Origin of the sequence: Halomonas sp. GT (assembly GCF_002082565.1) — a bacterium.
GTDB lineage: Bacteria > Pseudomonadota > Gammaproteobacteria > Pseudomonadales > Halomonadaceae > Vreelandella.
In genome coordinates this window covers 3,814,998-3,833,807 of record NZ_CP020562.1, presented here as the reverse complement: position 1 = coordinate 3,833,807, position 18,810 = coordinate 3,814,998, and the positions used below count along the sequence as shown (strand labels likewise).

Here is an 18,810-nt window from a genome sequence, read left to right as displayed (position 1 = left end):
ATGCGTCTTAAATTTTACTGCCAGAATCGTATCGGCATTCTTCGCGATATAGTGGCCCAGTTTGCTGACTACCGCATAAATGTCGCGCGGGGCGAAGTCGGGGGCGAGCAGGGCAATACCATCTATTTGCATGTCCCAAAGTTGCTTAATGCCCAGTTGAGTACGCTTAAGCCGGTACTAGAAGCTATCCCAGGCGTCTTTGGCGTCAAACGCGCGAGCTTGATGCCTAGCGAGCGTCGTCATTTGGAGTTAGATGCGTTGTTGTCCTCGCTTTCCGACCCTGTCATGTCGATAGATATGCAGGGGCGGATTGTAGCGGCCAACCGTATCGCCGTTCAGGTACTGGGGGTGCGCGTTCAAGAAGTGCCAGGGCTCTCGCTAGATCGTTACCTTGACGAAGTCGACCTTCCCGATGTGATTCGCCGCAACAACTCACGTATCAATGGGCTGCGAATCAAACTGAAAGGCGACACTTATCTTGCCGATATCGCGCCACTGCACACTGAAGATACCAAGGTAGACTCTTTAGCCGGGGCGGTGGTGACGTTGCACCGTGCCGACCGTATTGGTGCACGTATTTATCAAGTGCAGCGCCAGGAACTGCGTGGCTTTGAGGCCATCTTTCAATCGAGTTCGCGATTGGAAGCTGTGATCAATGAGGCGCGGCGCATGGCACCACTGGATGCCCCGCTGCTGATTGCAGGGGAAACGGGGACTGGAAAAGAGTTGGTGGCCAGAGCCTGTCATTTGGCAAGCCCCCGCGGGCAAGCGCCGTTCGTGGTACTTAACTGTGCCGGGCTGCCTGAATCAATGGCCGAGACAGAGCTTTTCGGTTACGCACCCGGTGCCTTCGAGGGCGCTCGGCCAGAAGGCAAGCTTGGCCTTCTGGAGCTTAACGAAGGTGGCACCGTCTTTCTCGATGAAGTGGGTGAAATGAGCCCGCGGTTGCAGACGAAACTGTTGCGTTTTCTTCAAGATGGCGGCTTCCGGCGTGTGGGTAGTGACGAGGAAACCTTCCTGGATGTCCGGGTAATCTGTGCCACTCAACAGAACCTGCCGCAGCTGTGTAGTGAAGGGTTGTTTCGGCTGGATCTCTATCATCGGCTTAATGTGCTGTTGCTACAGGTCCCACCCTTACGCGAATGTTTAGATGGCATCGAAGAGTTGGCAGCTTATGTGCTTGATCGTGCAGCGCGTCAGATAGGTTGCCCTTTGCCTGAACTTTCGCCTGCTGCGTTGGAAAAGATCACCCGCTACGACTGGCCGGGCAATGTGCGTCAGCTGGAAAATGTGTTGTTCCAGGCGGTGTCGCTATGTGAAGAGAAAGCCATTCAACCGGTGCATTTGCGCCTTCCTCACAGCGAGGAGTCTTCTGAGCTGGCGGGTATTCCTTTAGAGGGAAGCTTGAGCGACATGCTAGGCGAGGTAGAAAGAAATATCTTGAGTACGCTGTATCAGCAGTACCCCTCCAGCCGCCAGCTAGGAAAGCGGTTGGGTGTTTCCCACACAACCATCGCCAATAAACTCAAACGTTACGGTATTGGTGCTCAAGACGGCACTTGAAACCGTACGTGAAACCACATTCAAGACACTACTTAAGAGAATTCTTAAAAAAGTCCTTACGACAGGCGAATTAACTGTCACGATTTGTTTACAGTTTGTCAGAAAAATACAACAGTAAGACCCCGCCCTTGGGTATTTTCTTTTGAGTGTAACGATTAGTTTACAGCTGCGCGCCGGTTCTACGGGTAACATCTTCCCGAATGCGATTTAACCCCATTCCTGCTCTATGGCTATCTCCATAGACTCTTTATAGATTGCTCTTTATGACTGGTTGACCGCAGTTGGTTGGCTTTTATAGGCAGCTAATCGCTCTTAAGTAGCTGTTCTAGCTGCTCATAATAAATAGCCTAAAAACAATACAAATTTATAAGGTTTCCCAATGACAACGACAAATACGCCCCCCAAAACGCTGTGGCTGGGCCGCTGGGGGTTTGTGCTGGCAGCCACTGGTTCTGCAGTGGGCTTGGGTAATATCTGGAAGTTTCCTTACATCACTGGCGAGTTCGGGGGTGGCGCTTTTGTGCTGGTCTATCTGGCCTGCATATTGGCGGTAGGTGTTCCTATCATGATGGCTGAAATAAGCTTTGGCCGACGTGGCAGGGGCAGCCCGATTGATGCTATCCGTCGAGTGGTGCACGAGTCGGGACGTGGCAGTTTCTGGTCGATTTTCGGTTGGATGGCCATGCTGTGTGGTTTCATGATTCTGTCGTTCTACGTTGTCGTTGCTGGCTGGTCATTTTCCTATCTGTGGAAAATGCTGAGCGGCGGACTGGCGGGCAACAGCGTCGATGACATGGCGGCAATTTTCGCCGCTAATAATGCGAACCCTTTCACGTTAGGCGCCTGGAGCACGCTAGTAACGGTGCTGACCATGTTAATCGTTGGTAAAGGCGTACAAGCAGGGATTGAAAGGAGTGTCAGCTGGATGATGCCGGGCATGGTGATCATGCTGGGCATACTGATTGGCTACGGTGCTTTCTCTGGTGGCTTTGCCGAAGCTTGGTCTTTTCTGTTCTCTTTCAATACCGACGGGTTAAGCAGTGAAGGGCTCTTAGCGGCACTGGGGCATGCTTTCTTTACCTTGTCGCTTGCGTCTGGTGCCATTCTTACCTATGGCTCTTATCTGCCAGAAGGTCACTCTATTGCGCGCACGACATTCAGTGTGGCTATTGCTGATACCGTTGTCGCGCTGATGGCTGGCTTGGCTATCTTCCCGATTATCTTCGCTAACGGAATGAATCCCGGCCAAGGGCCAGGATTGATCTTTATGAGCTTGCCCTTGGCCTTCCAAGCAATGCCGTTTGGTACGCTGTTTGGCGTCCTGTTCTTCGTGATGTTGTCGATGGCCGCGCTTACGTCGTCAATTTCGATGATCGAAGCGACCGTGGCCTGGCTCGTTGCAAGCAAAGGGATGACGCGTAAACGGGCATCCTGGGGTGTGGGCATCGTGCTGTGGTTGGTGAGCACCTTGGCTATGCTGTCGTTCAACATGGGCGCGGATTGGACGGTAGCAGGCCGCACTTTCTTCGATTGGCTGGATTACCTGACCTCCCGTTGGATGATGCCGTTGGGCGGCTTAGGTATGGCACTGATGGCTGGCTTCCTGCTGCGTACTGAGCTATTCAGGGAAGAACTAGGACTCTCCCACACCCAGCACATGCTGTGGCTGTTTATGGTGCGTTATGTCAGCCCGTTAGGCATCGTATTAATCTTCATCGATGCGCTGGGCCTCGCCACCCTCCAGGTAGGCACTCAGTGGCCGTGGCTGCTAGCGCTGCTGGTGGTTATTACCGTAGTGGGAGAATTGGCTAGCCCACGACTGCGTCATCAGGCCTCGTAAGACATTAAAGCGCTCCCATCGACTATCGAGGGAGCGCTTTGCGTTAACGTGCCGCTAAGGCATCAAAGGCAGTTGCGTTGGGGCATAGGTGACGGCACTCATCTAGCTCTGCATTTGCTCGCATTGCTTTCCAGCAATCGCTAACGGCGGCACAGGCGTTGCAGGTGTCACGCAGTGCAACATAGTCGGCATGATTCATCAGACCATTTCCATGAAGCTCACTTTCTTTAAGACCGAAGCGCTGCATCATGACAGGCATTAAGGTTTTGGCTGGTCTGAAATGGGCGGGTTGGCCTGCGGCTAGCTGCCTTGCCACTGCCTGCTCAAAGCGTGGCTCTAGCGGTCTTTCCAGATCATTGATAAGTGCATCATAGCTAGCCCCTGCTTCCTGCTTTATGTTGCGGGCTAACGTCGTGGTTGATGATGTATAGCAGCGCTCTGTGAGGCGTCCCCACCAAGAGGTGGTATCTGTGTGCTGAGCAGTATCCATGGTCAATCTCCCTCGGCGGTTCTTGATGATGACATCAGTATCAACCGACGAGAGATAAACTATCTTGACGCGGATCAAGTTGGTTTCAAGTGAAACAAAAAGGCGGGGCCGTGGTTGCTACCAAGTGACGATGACAGCGTTATGAAGATCTTATTCTAGGTACCCGCTTTGCAAAGTGCGACTAAGCCTGCCTTAGATGCTACGCCGAGCTTGGCGTAGGCACGCTTGCGGTAGGTTTCAGTGGTTGAAAAAGCGATATCGAGTTTGGCCGCCGCTGTTTTGAGCGTGTGGCCACGTAGTAGATAGAGGCACAGCTGACGCTCGCGTTCGGATAGCGGGGCCAGCGCGGCAGCCTCGCAAGAACTAAGCCGCTCGGGCCTGGCAGGGGCATTGCTGTAATGGCGGCGAATTAAACTGGTCAACAGCGGGGCTAAGCTATTTAAGCAATCCAGATTAGCTGAGGTGAAGGGGCCTCTCCGTGTACCTCGATAAAGATTAAGATAATAAGCGCCCTCTTTGGCGGCAATGTTGAGTGATACCTTGTCAACAAGATCTGGAAACGCAAATAGATGACTACGATATGCCGGTGACATTGCCTCAACCTGCATGGTGGTCAAGGCGTCGGTAGATGTATTTTCCGGCTGGCCTGCCAGTTGGCTTAGTTGCAGGTAATTCGGATCCTGCCGGAACAGGCCACTTACGTAGATGTGAGCCAGACGATCAGCAACGCGTGGAAGCTGATGATTGGCGGCCAGTAAACAATCGATCTCACCGCTCGTCGAGTAGCCAAAAATCATACATTGTTCGATACCAACGGCTTGATGCAGTAACGCGAGCAGTTGGCTTTCGAAGTTGTCCCTTTCCACGGCCTCAATGCAGGTCGCCACACTTGGCAGAAGGTTTCCCAGTTCGATTAGCTGGGTGTTAGTCGTTTCTTTCATATGTCCCCCGCCATCACGAGATGAGCTAAAGCTGCTGGTGGCTAAAGGCAGTCATGTCCCGTTTTTTACGGGACAACCCCCCCGAAACCTTCAGTGTAGGCTAGCGCTCTATACGGCCCATATGCCCTCCGTAAAACACCAATTTTAAAAATAACAGTAATAGGAGTATGTCATGCGACCAGCAGGCAAGGGTGAGCTTGACTCGTTGTATTTTGATTATCCGCATTTTCCCTTTGTATGTCCCGGTGAATTGAAAGGTGAGAGAAAGCAGCACCGGGTTGCCATTGTGGGGGCAGGGCCCGTTGGCGTCGCCGCCGCGCTGGAACTCGCGCGTCAAGGTGTTCAGTCTGTACTGCTTGATGATAAGGCGACGCTCAATGACGGTTCCAGGGCGATCTGTCTTTCCCGTCATAGCTTGGAAATACTCCAACAATTAGGCGTCGAGCAGCAATTTATCGACAAAGCGCTTGGCTGGACGCGAGGGCGCTCCTATTTCCATGATCAGGAAGTCTATCGTTTTGAGATGCCACACTCAGAGCACGAGCGCTTTCTGCCAATGTATAACTTGCAACAGCAGTATATTGAGCAGTTTCTGGTCGACAAGGCGATGGAAAGTCCGTTAATTGAAATGCGCTGGCAGCAGGCCGTTAGCGATGTCACGCAAAGTGATACCGGCGTAACACTGCGTGTGACTACCCCAGAGGGCGAATATCACTTAGAAGCCGACTATCTGCTTGCGGCGGATGGTGGGCGTAGTGTTGTGCGCAAGTCGTTTGACCTGCCCTTGCACGGTGAGTCCTATGAAGGGCGCTATGTGATTGCTGATGTACGCATGAAATCTGACTTTCCAACTGAGCGCAGGGCTTTTTTTAGTCCTTCGGTAATGCCTGAATCTACTCTGCTGGTGCATAAACAGCCTGATGATATCTGGCGCATCGACTATCAACTGTTGCCCGGTGAAAACCCGGATCAAGCCGTTACCGAGAGCGCTATTCGCGAACGCGTTGGTATGATCATTGAGATGCTAGGCGAAGAGGGGGAGTGGGAGCTTGAGTGGTGGAGCCTTTACAAAGCCTACACGCTGGCCCTCGACGATTATCGCCATGGTCGTGTGCTGTTTATTGGCGACAGCGCCCATTTAGTCCCTATTTTTGGTGTGCGTGGGCTTAACAACGGGCTGGCCGATGCGGTTAACGCCGCCTGGAAGCTAGCCTGGGTGCTCAAAGGCGAGGCTTCCGAGAAACTGTTGGAGAGCTATAGTCCAGAGCGGCGTGGTGCCACATTAGAGGTCTTCGCGAATGCCGGTAAGAGCACCCGCTTTATGACCCCTCCCAGTCAGGGGTATCGATTGATGCGAGATGCCGCGTTATCGTTGGCTCTACGTAACGACTACGCAAGTCGTTTTGCCGACCCACGGCAGGTCACTCCCTACACCTATGCTGAAAGCTCAGTGACGGCAGAGGATGACAAGGGGTTTAGCGCAGGCCCGATACCTGGCGCACCGTTAATCAATCGCCGATTAGGCGAAAACAACTTCTTGCTCGACCACTTGGGAACGGGGTTTAACCTGCTGGTGTTTAGTGAGGATGGTGGCGTCACGCCTGAACTACAGGCCGCCTTAGTTGACCTTCAGAAACACTACAGCAGTCTGGATGTGTTGGTGATTGCCCGTCATGCCAGCCCGGCGTTTTTTACTACATTGATTGATCACCAGGGTGCTTGCTTTGATGGTTATGATGCCAGTGCTGGAAGCGCTTACTTAGTACGACCTGACCGTCATATTACTGCCCGCTGGAAAGCACTTAACGCTGCTTCCCTTAGCACCGCCTTCAAGACAGCACTGGGAGAAGAATGCTCATGACAGCGATATCGACATCAACAGCCTCTTCACAAGCGGCTTTGCCGTTTGCCGACCTTGAACAGGTTTATGAACAGCTGGCTGTCACGCTAGATTCGGTGCCTGAGGCGCAGCACACACGATTGCTTGCCCAGCTGGCACTGGCACTGGCCCACCGGATACCCGATATCAACCAGGTAATAGCAGCGATGAATGAGGCACGCGAGGGTATTCAAATGGATGAAGAGGGCAGTTAAAGGCAAGCACAGGCGAGTTAAGAAAGGGATATAAAGGGGGATATAAATAAGGGGGGATGTTAAGAGGAGAAAGTCCTTCCCCTCTTTAACCTGGAATGGCTTAGCTATCGCTATTATGTCAACGCTACGGTGCGCGTCTGGTTTCAACGAATCGGGATAGCGGTCTCTTCTTTAATATTACGTAGCACGAAATTAGAGCTAACCTGGGAAATACCATCCAAGGTGAAGAGTTTTTCATTCAGAAAACGGTCATAAGCCGCCATGTCTTCGATCACTACCCGCAATACGAAATCGGCGTTGCCGGTGGTGGCATAGCACTGCAGCACTTCTGGATATTGCAGAATGCGATTTTCGAACTCGACGGTATTGTCGATGTGGTGGCGAACCAACGTCACCATGACCAGTGCCGACAGTGGCTGGCCCACTAGGCTGGGCTCCACCAACGCTGCAAAGCGGCGAATAACGCCACTCTCTTCCAAGGCCTTTACGCGTCGCCAGCAGGCGGCGGGGGAAAGCCCGATCTGTTCGGCAAGCTCATTATTGGTAATGCGACCCTGTTGCTGAAGCAGGGTAAGAATGCGCTGATCATGCCTGTCTAAGGTGATTTCTTTGGTTACTTCTTTCATCGTGTCATTTCATTTATTTGTGGTTTGTTGAACATCATTGCGTCAAAACTAAAAAAATGAAAGTAATGATTAATAACCAGATGTTTGAAGAGTGAATTAGCAAGCACCTTTAGTGCGCTCTTGGCTAGACTCAAGCGTATTACAACCATAACTCTTCAACCGTACTGGTGAACTCTCATGACAACCCCCTCAATTGCTGAGCAGGCGGGTTCTATTACCCCGCCTCTCGATAATGCACTCGATGACAATTCTCTCAATGACAATCTTCTTGATGACTATCAGCTCGCTGATCGCTATACCCGCGGTGAAGGCCGTGTCTTTCTAACGGGCACCCAGGCATTGGTGCGCATCGCCTTACGCCAAGCGGAGCTTGATCGCCACAATGGCCGCCACACGGCAGGGCTTATCAGTGGCTATCGTGGTTCGCCCTTGGGCGGTGTGGACCAAGAGATTTGGCGGGCGAAAGCCGCTATGGAAGCGCATCACATCGATTTTGTCCCTGCGATCAACGAAGACTTGGCTGCCACCATGATGCTTGGTTGCCAGCAGGTGGAGACAGACCCCGATAAGCAAGTAGATGGCGTGTTTGGCATGTGGTACGGCAAAGGGCCAGGCGTTGATCGCGCGGGCGATGCGTTAAAGCACGGTAATGCCTACGGTAGCTCGCCGACGGGTGGTGTGCTGGTGGTCGCGGGTGATGACCATGGATGTGTGTCATCCTCAATGCCACACCAGTCGGATGTCGCCTTTATGGCGTGGTTTATGCCGGTCGTAAGCCCCGCATCGTTGGCGGAATATGAGCGCTTTGGGCTGTGGGGCTATGCACTGTCACGCTTCTCGGGTTGCTGGGTGGGTTTCAAAGCCGTTTCTGAAACCGTAGAGAGCGGCGCGTCGGTGGAGGTGCCACCTTTGCCTGAGTATGTAACGCCAGCTTTCGATACGCCGGAAGGAGGGCTGCACTATCGCTGGCCTGACTTGCCGGGGCCGCAGCTTGAGACCCGTCTTGAGCACAAGCTGGCCGCCGTTCAGGCGTTTGCCACGGCCAACCCGATTGATCAGTACTTATTTCGCCAAGAACAGGCGACATTTGGGCTGGTTACCACAGGCAAGGGCCACCTGGATTTACTTGAGGCGCTGCGTTTATTGGGGCTGGATGAAGCGAAGCTGCGTGAATTGGGGGTAGAAATATACAAGGTCGGGATGGTGTGGCCGCTCCATCGCCCCGGCATTCTTGAGTTTATTCATGGCAAGCGCGAAGTGCTGGTCATTGAAGAGAAGCGCGGCATTATTGAAAGCCAGTTGAAGGAGTACATGTCGGAACCCGACCATCCAGGCGAGGTCATCGTTACCGGCAAGCAGGATGAAACTGGCAAACCGCTGATTCCCTTTGTTGGAGAGCTGGGCCCGCGCCTCTTGGCAGGCTTTGTCGCCGAGCGTTTAGCGCGCTTTTTCAACATTGATTTTAGCGACAAGCTGGCAACCGTTGATGCTTGCCGCGCCGGCGTTAAAGAGCTTGGTGGTGTACGCCGCATGCCGTATTTCTGCTCTGGTTGCCCACACAACAGCTCGACCAAGGTGCCGGAAGGCAGTAAAGCCCTGGCGGGGATCGGCTGTCATTTTATGGCGTCGTGGATGGACCGCAGCACCGAATCGTTAATTCAGATGGGTGGCGAAGGTGTTAACTGGGTGGGCAAGAGCCGCTTTACCGGCAACGGTCATATTTTCCAGAACTTAGGCGAAGGCACCTGGTTTCACTCGGGCTCAATGGCGGTGCGCCAAGCAGTGGCTGCCAACGTCAATATTACCTACAAAATTTTATTCAACGACGCAGTCGCCATGACGGGCGGCCAACCTGTGGATGGGCAAATCAACGTGCCCATGATTGCTCGGCAATCGCTGGATGAAGGCGTTCGCCGAGTCATGGTGGTCAGTGACGAACCGGAGAAATACCGGGGGCATGAAAAGGAATTCCCCAAGGGCGTTACCTTTCACGGCCGCGAAGAAATGGACACGTTGCAGCGTGAACTGCGCGAAATTCCTGGCTGCACCGTATTGATTTATGACCAAGCATGCGCGGCTGAGAAGCGTCGTCGGCGCAAGCGTGGTTTGATGGAAGACCCAGCCCGCCGAGTGTTCATTAACCATCATGTTTGTGAAGGCTGTGGTGATTGTTCCGTACAGTCCAACTGTTTATCGGTGGTGCCTCGCGAGACCGAACTAGGTCGCAAGCGCAAAATCGATCAGTCGTCCTGCAACAAGGATATGTCCTGCGTCGGTGGTTTTTGCCCCAGTTTTGTCACTGTTGAAGGTGGCGGGCTGCGTAAAGGCCAGGGCGTCACGGCCGATAACGCCTTTTGGCAACGTATAGCGCATTTGCCTAACCCTGCCATTGCCACTTTGACGGCCCCTTATGACTTGCTGGTGGGGGGCGTTGGTGGCACGGGCGTGGTGACTGTCGGCCAGCTGATCACCATGGCAGCTCACCTGGAAGGCAAGGGCAGCAGCGTGCTCGACTTTATGGGGTTTGCGCAAAAAGGCGGGGCAGTCCTTAGTTATGTGCGTCTGGCATCCCAGCCCAGTGAGCTGAATCAGGTACGTATCGAAGCCGGTCAGGCCGATGCGATGATCGCTTGCGATATGGTTGTGGCGAGTTCGCAGAAAGCGCTGAATGTGCTGCAGCCGACCACGCGTATTGTGGCGAATCTGGCCGAGCTAGCCACGGCGGATTATGTCCTTTATCGCGATGCTGATATGCAGCCCAGCAAGCGCCTTAACATGTTGCGTGAAGCGGTAGGAGATGAACGCTTTGCTTCTCTGGATGCCAATCGCCTAGCCGAACAGCTGCTGGGCGATACGGTATTTTCTAATATGATGATGCTTGGATTTGCCTGGCAGCAGGGGCTGGTGCCGCTTTCTGAACCTGCACTGCAGCGTGCTCTGGAGCTTAATGGCGTCGCCGTGGAGAAGAACCGTCAGGCATTTGCCTGGGGCCGCTTGGCAGCAGTGGAGCCCGACTACCTTCAGCAGCATTTGGACACGATGCCACTGTCCGCGAATGCCACACTGGACGACGTGGTTGCACGTAATAGTCGCCACCTGGAGCGCTATCAGAACCGTGCCTGGGCTGAGCGTTACGTTACTCAGGTAACGAAAGTGCGTGAAGCAGAAGCCGCGCTAAAAGGTGGCCAATCATTGAGTGAAGCCGTCGCCCATCAGCTCTATCGTTTAATGGCGTATAAAGATGAGTATGAAGTGGCGCGCCTTTACACCCAGAGCGATTTTCTGGATGAGGTCAAAGCGACGTTCTCAGGTGATTACCAGCTAACCTTCCATTTAGCACCGCCGCTGCTGGGTGGTCGTAAAGATGCGCAAGGGCGTCCGGTGAAGCGCCGTTTTGGCCCCTGGGTGCTGAAGGCAATGGGTGCGTTGGCCAAGATGCGCGGTTTGCGCAATACCGCGCTTGACCCTTTCCGCTTCAGCGCTGACAGGAAGCTCGACCGCGCTTTATTGGCTGACTATGAGCAGTTGATTGATGAGTTAGTGGCCCGTCTTGATGGCACGAATCACGCCACGGCCTTAGCGCTTGCTAAGCTGCCGGAAGAGATTCGTGGTTTCGGGCCAGTCCGCGAAACTGCCGCTGAGAAAGCCAACGAGCGCCGTGAGACGTTGTTGAAGGAACTACGTGAAGGTCGCTCGAAGACCATCGCTGTCGAAGCTGCTTAAGGCAACTCAATATAGGTAAAAAAGGCCACGCAATGCGTGGCCTTTTGCTAGGTAGATACAGTTGATTCAGCTACGTCTCTTTTCGGCGGCGTACCAGCAGCCAGTGGCTTAGCAAGGCGAGTAGCCCCATCAGCCCGATCGTCAAGGCCATGGTGCGCGAGCTGCCGTCGTGGAATTGCCCGACTAATCCGCCTACCACAGCGGCAATCGTCATTTGCAAGAAACCAAATAAAGAAGACGCCGCGCCTGCACACTGAGGGTTGGGCGCCAGTGCACCAGCCATTGTTTGCGGCATCAAAATGCCTACTCCCAGCATGAACACCATATGCGGCCCCACTACCGCCCACGGATGATGAACGCCAACGGCAGCCAAACCCGCCATGACGATGCCTCCCGTTGCACAGACCACTGTTCCCTGAGTGATAAGGCGATCACGACCCAAGCGGTGGCTATAGCGGCCGCTGACCAGAGTGCCGACGAAGAAGCCCGCGACAATCAGCGTAAACAGCACGCCATACAACGTAGGAGCGACGCCCATGTACTCGATGAGCACAAAGGATGAGCCAGAAAGGTACGCGAACAGCCCGGAAAAAGCGGCCGCATTCACCAAGGTGTAGCCAAGAAAGGCGCGTTGGCTTAGCAGTAGGCGAAAGTTTGCCATTATTGTTCTTGGATGGATCGACTGCCTCTGCTCTATCGCCAGGGGTTCGGGCAGCATGAAAATGAGCACCGCCAGCATCACTGCCGCGTAGAGCGCCAGCACCACGAACACCGATTCCCAGCCAAAAAACAGCAGTAACCCTGCGCCCACCACAGGGGCCAGAGCAGGGGCGAGGGCCATCGTGCTTGCCATATAGGAGAGAATGCGCCCAGCCTCGATAGGGCCATGAATATCACGCACCGATGCCCGTGCTAATACCGGCCCAGCAGCACCGCCGAAGGCTTGTAGAAAGCGACCTATCAGCAACCACTCGACGCTAGGCGCCCAGGCACACAGTAGGCTCGCAGCGAGAAACAGCGATAAACCTGCGATCATCACCGGTCGGCGGCCAAAGCGATCAGAGATTGGCCCGCACAATAGTTGGGCCAGAGCGAATCCAGCCATATAGAGGCTAAGGGTCAGCTGTATTCGGTCTGGGCCAGTATTCAGCGCTTCTGTCATGGCGGGCATGGCTGGCAAGTACATATCCGTCGCTAGCGGACCGAGCGCAGTCACCGCGGCCAGGGCCATGACGGTGGCGGTAGAGGGCAGCTTTAGCACCCCTTAACTCCTTATGGTTGGACGTGATGCCCCTTCGGACACGAGGCGGGCGCCTTCCCGAATGGAAAGACGCCCGCTTATGTTAGCCTGCTTAGTATAGCGTGTTTTTGCTTGATTTAGCTGGCGTCAGGCTGCACCTCGGGTGCCGCTTTTTCGAAGGCTGGCAGCGAACGACAATTGGCAGCGATGCGTTGGATCGTCGGGTAGGCTGACAAATCGCACTCGAAGCGTTCTGCGTTATACACCTGGGGAATCAGACAGATATCCGCAAGCGTTGGGGTGTCGCCATGGCAAAAGTCGCCGCTGCTGGGGTCAGTAGAGAGCGTCGCTTCCAGGGCTGCGAAGCCCTCGGTAATCCAATGGCGATACCACGCCAACTTCGCCGCCTCATCCACCCCCAGCTCCCTGACGAGATACTTGAGTACCCGCAGGTTATTGAGTGGGTGAATCTCGCAAGCCACCGACTGCGCAAGCGCACGAACTCTTGCGCGCGCTAACGCATCAACCGGTAGCAGCGCGGGCTCGGGGTGTACCTCATCGAGATACTCGCAGATCGCCAGCGACTGGTTAACTACTGAGCTATCGTCCAGTACCAGGCTAGGCACCATCCCCTGAGGGTTCCGCGCCAGATGCTCGCCACCACGCTGCTCGCCTTTCACCAGATTGACCGGAACCTGATCGTAGTCCAAGCCTTTCAGGTTTAAGGCGATCCGCACCCGGTAAGCAGCCGACGAGCGGAAATAGCCGTAGAGCGTCGTCATGTTGCCTTCCTTATGTTGTCTTTCTCATATTGCTTTTTTATTTGGGCTGGTACTTTACGACTTGCTGATCGATGGTACCAAATAGGTTGTTGCCATCGCGGTCAAACATCTCGATGCGTACCCGGTCGCCAAAGCGCATAAAGGGAGTTTTCACCTGGCCGTACAGTATCTGCTCGACCATACGCACTTCGGCCAAGCAGCTATAGCCTACGCCACCATCAGCCACCGGCTTTCCAGGGCCGCCGTCAGGGTCTGGGTTGGAAACCGTGCCCGAGCCAATCACAGCGCCCGCGCCGAGATAACGAGTCTTGGCGGCATGGGCAACCAGCTGAGGGAAGCTGAAAATCATATCCGGCCCGGCTTCTGGCTCGCCAAACTTCTCGTCATTCAGGTGCACGGTCAGCGGCAGGTGTACTTTGCCATCCTGCCAAGCATCGCCCAGCTCATCTGGGGTCACCGCGATGGGCGAAAAAGAAGAGGCGGGCTTAGCTTGGAAAAAGCCGAAGCCCTTCGCGAGTTCACCCGGAATGAGGCCACGCAGGCTGACATCATTGACCAGCATCACTAACTTAATGTGTTTAGCGGCTTCCTCGGGAGTGACTGCCATCGGCACGTCATCCGTAATGACCGCAATCTCACCTTCAAAGTCGATACCATGCTCTTCACTCACCGCCTCAATATCTTCGGTGGGGGCCAGGAAGCAGTCGCTACCGCCCTGGTACATAAGCGGATCGGTCCAGAAGGTTTCGGGCATCTCGGCATTGCGTGCCTGACGCACCAGCTGGACATGGTTCAGATAGGCGGAGCCGTCGGCCCACTGATAGGCACGTGGTAAAGGAGAGTGCAGGGCACGCTGGTCAAGCTCAAAAGCACCGTCGGCATCGCCACCGTTCAGTTGTGCATAGCGTTCTTCGAGCTGCGAGCTAACGGCTTCCCAACTTTCAAGGGCCGCCTGAAGCGTGGGAGCAATATCAACAGCGCTCACCGCGCGGGAGAGGTCACGGGAGACGATGATAAGTTCGCCGTCGCGGCCTTTGTTAAGTGTTGCAAGTTTCATGGTCATTCAATCCTTGTCGTCAGGGGGCGATAAGTTTCAGGGCTGGTTTGGGTTGAAGTGCGAACGCAGCGTTGACCAAACATCCACATAGTCACGTTGGCGGAAGTCAGCATCCAGAGCCGCAGGGGTTGGGTGGAAGAAGTAGCGGCTTTCAAACATGAAGGCCAGGGTATCCCCCAGGAACTGTGGCTTCAGCTCAGCGTTGGAAGCTTTCTCAAATGTCTCAGCATCCGGGCCGTGTGGTGACATTGAATTGTGCAGGCTGGCACCACCTGGAGTGAAGCCTTCCGCTTTCGCATCGTATTCGCCATGAATAAGCCCCATAAACTCGCTCATCAGGTTGCGATGGAACCATGGCGGCCTGAAGGTGTTCTCGGCAACCATCCAGCGCGGCGGGAAGATCACAAAATCAAGATTGGCCATTCCCGGCGTATCGGAGGGGGACGTTAATACGGTGAAGATTGACGGATCTGGATGATCGAAGCTCACCGTATTGATGGTGTTAAAATTAGCGAGATTATATTTATACGGCGCGCAGTTGCCGTGCCACGCCACCACATCTAACGGCGAATGGTTTAGTTTAGTTTCCCAGAAACGGCCAGAGAACTTAGCGACTAAACGGTAATCACCTTCCAGGTCTTCATAGGCTGCCACGGGGCTTTGGAAGTCACGCGGGTTGGCTAAGCCGTTGGCCCCGATGGGGCCGAGGCCGGGTAGCTCTAAAGGACTGCCGTAGTTCTCGCAAATATACCCCCGTGCAGCGTCAACACCCTGCGCTTTACGCACTTGAAATTTCACACCGCGAGGAATAACGGCAATCTCACCGTTATCGATCTCGAGTTCACCAAACTCGGTGCGTAAACGAATAGCGCCCATTTGCGGAACGAAGAGCAGTTCGCCATCCGCGTTGTAGAAAAAACGTTCGGTCATGTCTTCATTGAACGTATAAACATGCACGCCCACACCAGCCTGGGTGGCCGCATCTCCGTTTACCGCAATGGTAAACAGGCCATCGATAAAGTCAGTCGGTGCATCCGGTATCGCAACCGGGTCCCAGCGCATTTGGTTGGGGTCCGCCGCAGGCTTCTCTAACGGGGCTGTGTGTACGTTGTTATTTTCCAGTGGCTGATACGCGCTCTGAACAACTGAAGGGCGAATGCGGTAAAGCCAGCTACGAAAGTTTTGATGCCGGGGCGCAGTGAAAGCGGAACCAGTGAGTTGTTCTGCGTATAAACCGTAAGCGCACTTTTGCGGTGAGTTTTGCCCAATCGGCAGTGCACCCGGCAGCGCTTCGCTTGAAAAGTGGTTATGAAAGCCATTTTGATATTTCAATTGTTCAGTCATTGTTAAGGCCTGCTTTATTTGAACGTTATTTTGTTAAATCTATATTTTGTTAAACCTATCTATTTATAAATCTATCTTTTTATAGATCTATCTTTTTATAGATCTAAGAAGCGGCGATTAATCGCCATCACCAACCGCAAGGTAAATTGCTTCTTCGAGCACGGTTTGATCGCCGATGTGGTTAGCCAGTAGCAGAATCAGGCGGGCATTGATGCGTTCGCTTTCGGCTTCGCTGCGGTCGCGATGTAGCGCGGTGAGTGCCGCGTAAAAAGCATCCGGGTCAGTGAAGTTGGGATTTAATTCAAGCTTTGGCATGGCAGCTTTCCTGAAAGGTAGTGTCAGCGGTACCCGCAAGATAAACGCCTAGCGCGCGGTCTAATGCGTCTTCAACCTGGTGGGCAGTGATAGCGTGCCAGCGAGCAGCAACGTGCTGGTCAGGACGGATAAGGTATCCGGCACCTGCTTTCAGGCCGTAGCGTTGCGTCACTAATCCTTGGGTATCGTTTATAACGGTAGTACGCGGTAGCGTGCTAAGCGCATGTGGCGTGGGGCCAACGATCACTAGGTTTATATCAAAGCAGCGGTCTAGCAGGACACCCAGGTCTTTGAATAATGTGGCGGCATGTTCATCCTCAACGCGGCCGTCAAGCAGCAACGTAAAGCCATCGCCAAACTGGTTGAGTAGCCAGGCGTTCTGTTCGCCCAATCGAATAGGCGCGTCTTTGGTTGGGCTGCCAGGGCGCACCTCGCTTGGGCCACCATCAACATCGGGGGTATTCAGCGGTGAGCTGTCATAGCGACACGGCATGGAAAGGCGGCCACTGTTGACTAGGCTACGTGCGAAGGCATGTTTCTCAGCCAGCTCTAGCGTCACATCGCGGAATACTTGGCTGATATGGCTCTTCGGGGTAATAAAGTCAGTGGCACGGGTAGAGTTAAGCAGGTTTTCTGCCGCGCCGTGCTGGCGCTCGGTGTTATACGTGGACAGCAGTGTTTTTGGCGCCTGGGCTTTGAGAACGCGAGCCAGTTTCCAGGCTAAGTTTTCCACGCCCTGCAGGGCGCCGTTGGCACCTCTGGCACCAAAGGGTGATACCTGATGAGCGGCGTCGCCCATAAATATCACGCTGTGATGAATAAAGTTATCCATCTTCCGGCAGCGGAAGGTATAGACACTGGCCCACTCAAGCTCAAACTCCACATCCTGGCCAAGCATTGCCTGCACGCGCGGGCGAATGTTCTCTTCTTTCTTTTCTTCTTCCGGGTCAGCATCCCAGCCTAGCTGGAAGTCGATACGCCAAACATTGTCTGGTTCTTTGTGCAGCAGCACCGATTGGTTGGGATGGAAGGGCGGATCAAACCAGAACCAGCGCTCTGTCGGGAAGTCAGCCTTCATCACCACATCCGCAATCAGGAAGCGGTCTTGAAATACCTGGCCTTTGCACTCAAGGCCTAGCATGTCGCGGATGCGACTGTTGGCGCCATCCGAGACAAGCAGGTAGTCACAGGTCAGCGAGTAATCACCATCCTGAGTAGAGACTGTGAGAGCGGTGCTGTCAGGCTGAGCATCGACCTCAATGACCTTATGTTTCCAGCGCAGATCAATTTGCTCAGCAAAGTTGTGGGCGCGGTTGACCAGAAACTCTTCAAAGTAATACTGCTGCAAGTTGATAAAGGCGGGAATGCGGTGGCCATCTTCTGGCAGCAGGTTGAAGTCATAGACCTCGCGGTCCTGAAAGAAAACGCGGCCATGTTGCCAAGTGACGCCTTTTTCAAGCATCGGCTCGACGCACCCTAAACGGTCAATAATTTCCAGTGATCGCTTGGCAAAACACAGCGCTCGCGACCCCACGCTTACGGTGTTGTTATCGTCCAGGACAATTGAGTGAATGCCCTGCTTAGCCAGATCGATGGCGGCGGCGAGGCCGCTAGGACCAGCTCCGACAATCACCACTGGACAATGGCGAACGTCTTGAACATCGAGTTCAGACGGGCGTCGGTAAGGATAGACAGGATTTTTATAGGTTGTTGGCATCTATTGCTCCCCTACAGCGTCGGGTGCGTTACACCCGACAGCTGGGCATGATCAGTGGGTGTCTCTAGTAAGCACTTACTGATTTTCGACGGCGTCCTGCAGGGAGTGCCACATAGCGGTATCGCGCTCTGCCGTCCAGATACGTGGATCAGGGTATTCGCCTCCTGCCTCGTCGTAGCAGCGAGTGATATCGAAAGGTACACAGTGATCAAAAATAACCCAGTGGCCATACTTCGGCTTAAGAACCGCGTAGGTCTCGGCGTAGCACTCGGAGAGCGATTTACCCGCCGCCTTGCCTGCTTTGACGCTTCCATACATATCATTCAAGAAGTCGCGGGTGCCTTGAATGGCTTCCTGGCACTGCTCGGCAGTTTGCAGCGCATCGCCACGTCCGGGTACCAGCTTTTGAGGCTGCATGGCCTGCAGGCGATCAAGTGTTGTAGGCCAGTCCTCATGGTAAGCATCGCCGGTGTATGGGGTAGCGCCATACTCAACGAGGTCACCGGAAAACATGATTTTTTCTTTCGGTAACCAGACAACGGTGTCGCCCTTGGTGTGTCCGCGGCCTAAGTGGATGATTTGTACCTCACGCTCACCCATAAACACCGTCAGCTTTTCCTGGAAGACAATGGTTGGCCAGGTCAAACCAGGTACGGAGTCCACTCCCTTAAACAGGCGGGGGAACCGGCCAACCTCGGATTCATAATCCTGCTGGCCGCGCTCGACAATCAGGTCATAGGTGTTCTGGCTAGCATAGATATTTTCGGCATCGTATGCAGAAGCGCCGAGAACACGCACGGCATGGTAATGGGTCATTACCACATGCTTAATCGGTAGGTCAGTCACCTCGCGGATTCGGCGGATAACGTCCTGGGCCATGATGGGGGTTGCCTGGGTGTCGATGACCATCACGCTGTCATCGCCAATCACGATGCCCGTGTTGGGGTCACCTTCGGCCGTGTAAGCATAGAGCCCCTCTGCCAGCTTGGTGAAACTGATCTGTTTCTCTTCGGTATCGGCATGGGACGCGAATTTCTTACTCATGGTATCTCCGGTGCTAACAGGGTGGTTCAGGTGT

At 54.1% G+C, this 18,810-nt stretch carries 15 protein-coding genes; 5 read left to right on the top strand and 10 right to left on the bottom strand.

All coding sequences use genetic code 11. From position 1 onward, the window contains the following. Together B6A39_RS17330 and B6A39_RS17325 are read left to right on the top strand one after the other, a co-directional pair. Positions 1-1,563 carry a sigma-54-dependent transcriptional regulator gene (locus tag B6A39_RS17330; RefSeq protein WP_083007556.1) on the top strand — a complete coding sequence of 521 codons (1,563 nt, stop codon included), beginning with the start codon at positions 1-3 and terminating at the stop codon, positions 1,561-1,563. Positions 1,564-1,942: 379 nt separating this feature from the next. Beyond that, on the top strand, positions 1,943-3,403 hold the full coding sequence (locus B6A39_RS17325) for a sodium-dependent transporter (RefSeq protein ID WP_083007555.1): 1,461 nt from the start codon (positions 1,943-1,945) through the stop codon (positions 3,401-3,403). A gap of 43 nt (positions 3,404-3,446) precedes the next feature. Here B6A39_RS17325 and B6A39_RS17320 read toward each other — a convergent pair whose 3' ends face one another. Further along, entirely contained in the window at positions 3,447-3,893 is a 447-nt protein-coding gene (locus B6A39_RS17320) for a DUF6455 family protein (RefSeq protein ID WP_083007554.1), read from the bottom strand. A 155-nt stretch (positions 3,894-4,048) separates the two neighbouring features. Continuing rightward, a complete protein-coding gene (locus tag B6A39_RS17315; RefSeq protein WP_083007553.1) occupies positions 4,049-4,834 on the bottom strand; it encodes a helix-turn-helix transcriptional regulator in 786 nt (261 codons plus the stop codon). A gap of 172 nt (positions 4,835-5,006) precedes the next feature. Between B6A39_RS17315 and B6A39_RS17310 the strand changes: the two genes are divergently transcribed. Together B6A39_RS17310 and B6A39_RS17305 are read left to right on the top strand one after the other, a co-directional pair. After that, entirely contained in the window at positions 5,007-6,695 is a 1,689-nt protein-coding gene (locus B6A39_RS17310; RefSeq protein WP_083007552.1) for an FAD-dependent monooxygenase, read from the top strand. Further along, entirely contained in the window at positions 6,692-6,928 is a 237-nt protein-coding gene (locus tag B6A39_RS17305) for a hypothetical protein (protein ID WP_232318734.1), read from the top strand. The genes B6A39_RS17310 and B6A39_RS17305 overlap by 4 nt, the downstream gene beginning before the upstream one ends. A gap of 143 nt (positions 6,929-7,071) precedes the next feature. Here the strand turns inward: B6A39_RS17305 and B6A39_RS17300 are convergent, their stop codons facing one another. Then, positions 7,072-7,554: an Lrp/AsnC family transcriptional regulator gene (locus tag B6A39_RS17300; protein ID WP_008957187.1), complete on the bottom strand. Its 483-nt coding sequence runs from the start codon at positions 7,552-7,554 to the stop codon at positions 7,072-7,074. Positions 7,555-7,731: 177 nt separating this feature from the next. On the opposite strand from B6A39_RS17300, the gene B6A39_RS17295 reads away from it, so the two are divergent. Continuing rightward, positions 7,732-11,277, top strand: a complete 3,546-nt coding sequence (locus B6A39_RS17295; RefSeq protein ID WP_083007550.1) for an indolepyruvate ferredoxin oxidoreductase family protein — start codon at positions 7,732-7,734, stop codon at positions 11,275-11,277. Between the two features lie 70 nt (positions 11,278-11,347). On the opposite strand, the gene B6A39_RS17290 is transcribed toward B6A39_RS17295, so the two are convergent. The 7 genes from B6A39_RS17290 to B6A39_RS17260 all read right to left on the bottom strand — a co-directional run bounded on the left by B6A39_RS17290 (position 11,348) and on the right by B6A39_RS17260 (position 18,776). Further along, positions 11,348-12,538: a multidrug effflux MFS transporter gene (locus B6A39_RS17290; RefSeq protein WP_083007549.1), complete on the bottom strand. Its 1,191-nt coding sequence runs from the start codon at positions 12,536-12,538 to the stop codon at positions 11,348-11,350. Between the two features lie 116 nt (positions 12,539-12,654). Next, entirely contained in the window at positions 12,655-13,299 is a 645-nt protein-coding gene (gene maiA, locus B6A39_RS17285; RefSeq protein WP_083007548.1) for a maleylacetoacetate isomerase, read from the bottom strand. Positions 13,300-13,336: 37 nt separating this feature from the next. Then, complete coding sequence (locus B6A39_RS17280) at positions 13,337-14,356, bottom strand: fumarylacetoacetate hydrolase family protein (RefSeq protein ID WP_083007547.1); 1,020 nt, start codon at positions 14,354-14,356, stop codon at positions 13,337-13,339. A gap of 36 nt (positions 14,357-14,392) precedes the next feature. Continuing rightward, complete coding sequence (gene hmgA / locus B6A39_RS17275; protein ID WP_083007546.1) at positions 14,393-15,700, bottom strand: homogentisate 1,2-dioxygenase; 1,308 nt, start codon at positions 15,698-15,700, stop codon at positions 14,393-14,395. A gap of 117 nt (positions 15,701-15,817) precedes the next feature. After that, positions 15,818-16,015 (bottom strand): DUF2783 domain-containing protein, encoded by a 198-nt coding sequence (locus tag B6A39_RS17270; RefSeq protein ID WP_083007545.1) that lies wholly within the window; start codon positions 16,013-16,015, stop codon positions 15,818-15,820. Beyond that, positions 16,002-17,732 carry an FAD-dependent oxidoreductase gene (locus B6A39_RS17265; protein WP_083007544.1) on the bottom strand — a complete coding sequence of 577 codons (1,731 nt, stop codon included), beginning with the start codon at positions 17,730-17,732 and terminating at the stop codon, positions 16,002-16,004. Before B6A39_RS17265 ends, B6A39_RS17270 begins: the two co-directional genes overlap by 14 nt. A 75-nt stretch (positions 17,733-17,807) precedes the next feature. Continuing rightward, positions 17,808-18,776, bottom strand: coding sequence for an MBL fold metallo-hydrolase (locus tag B6A39_RS17260; protein ID WP_083007543.1), 969 nt, complete (start codon positions 18,774-18,776; stop codon positions 17,808-17,810). Positions 18,777-18,810: the final 34 nt, after the last annotated feature.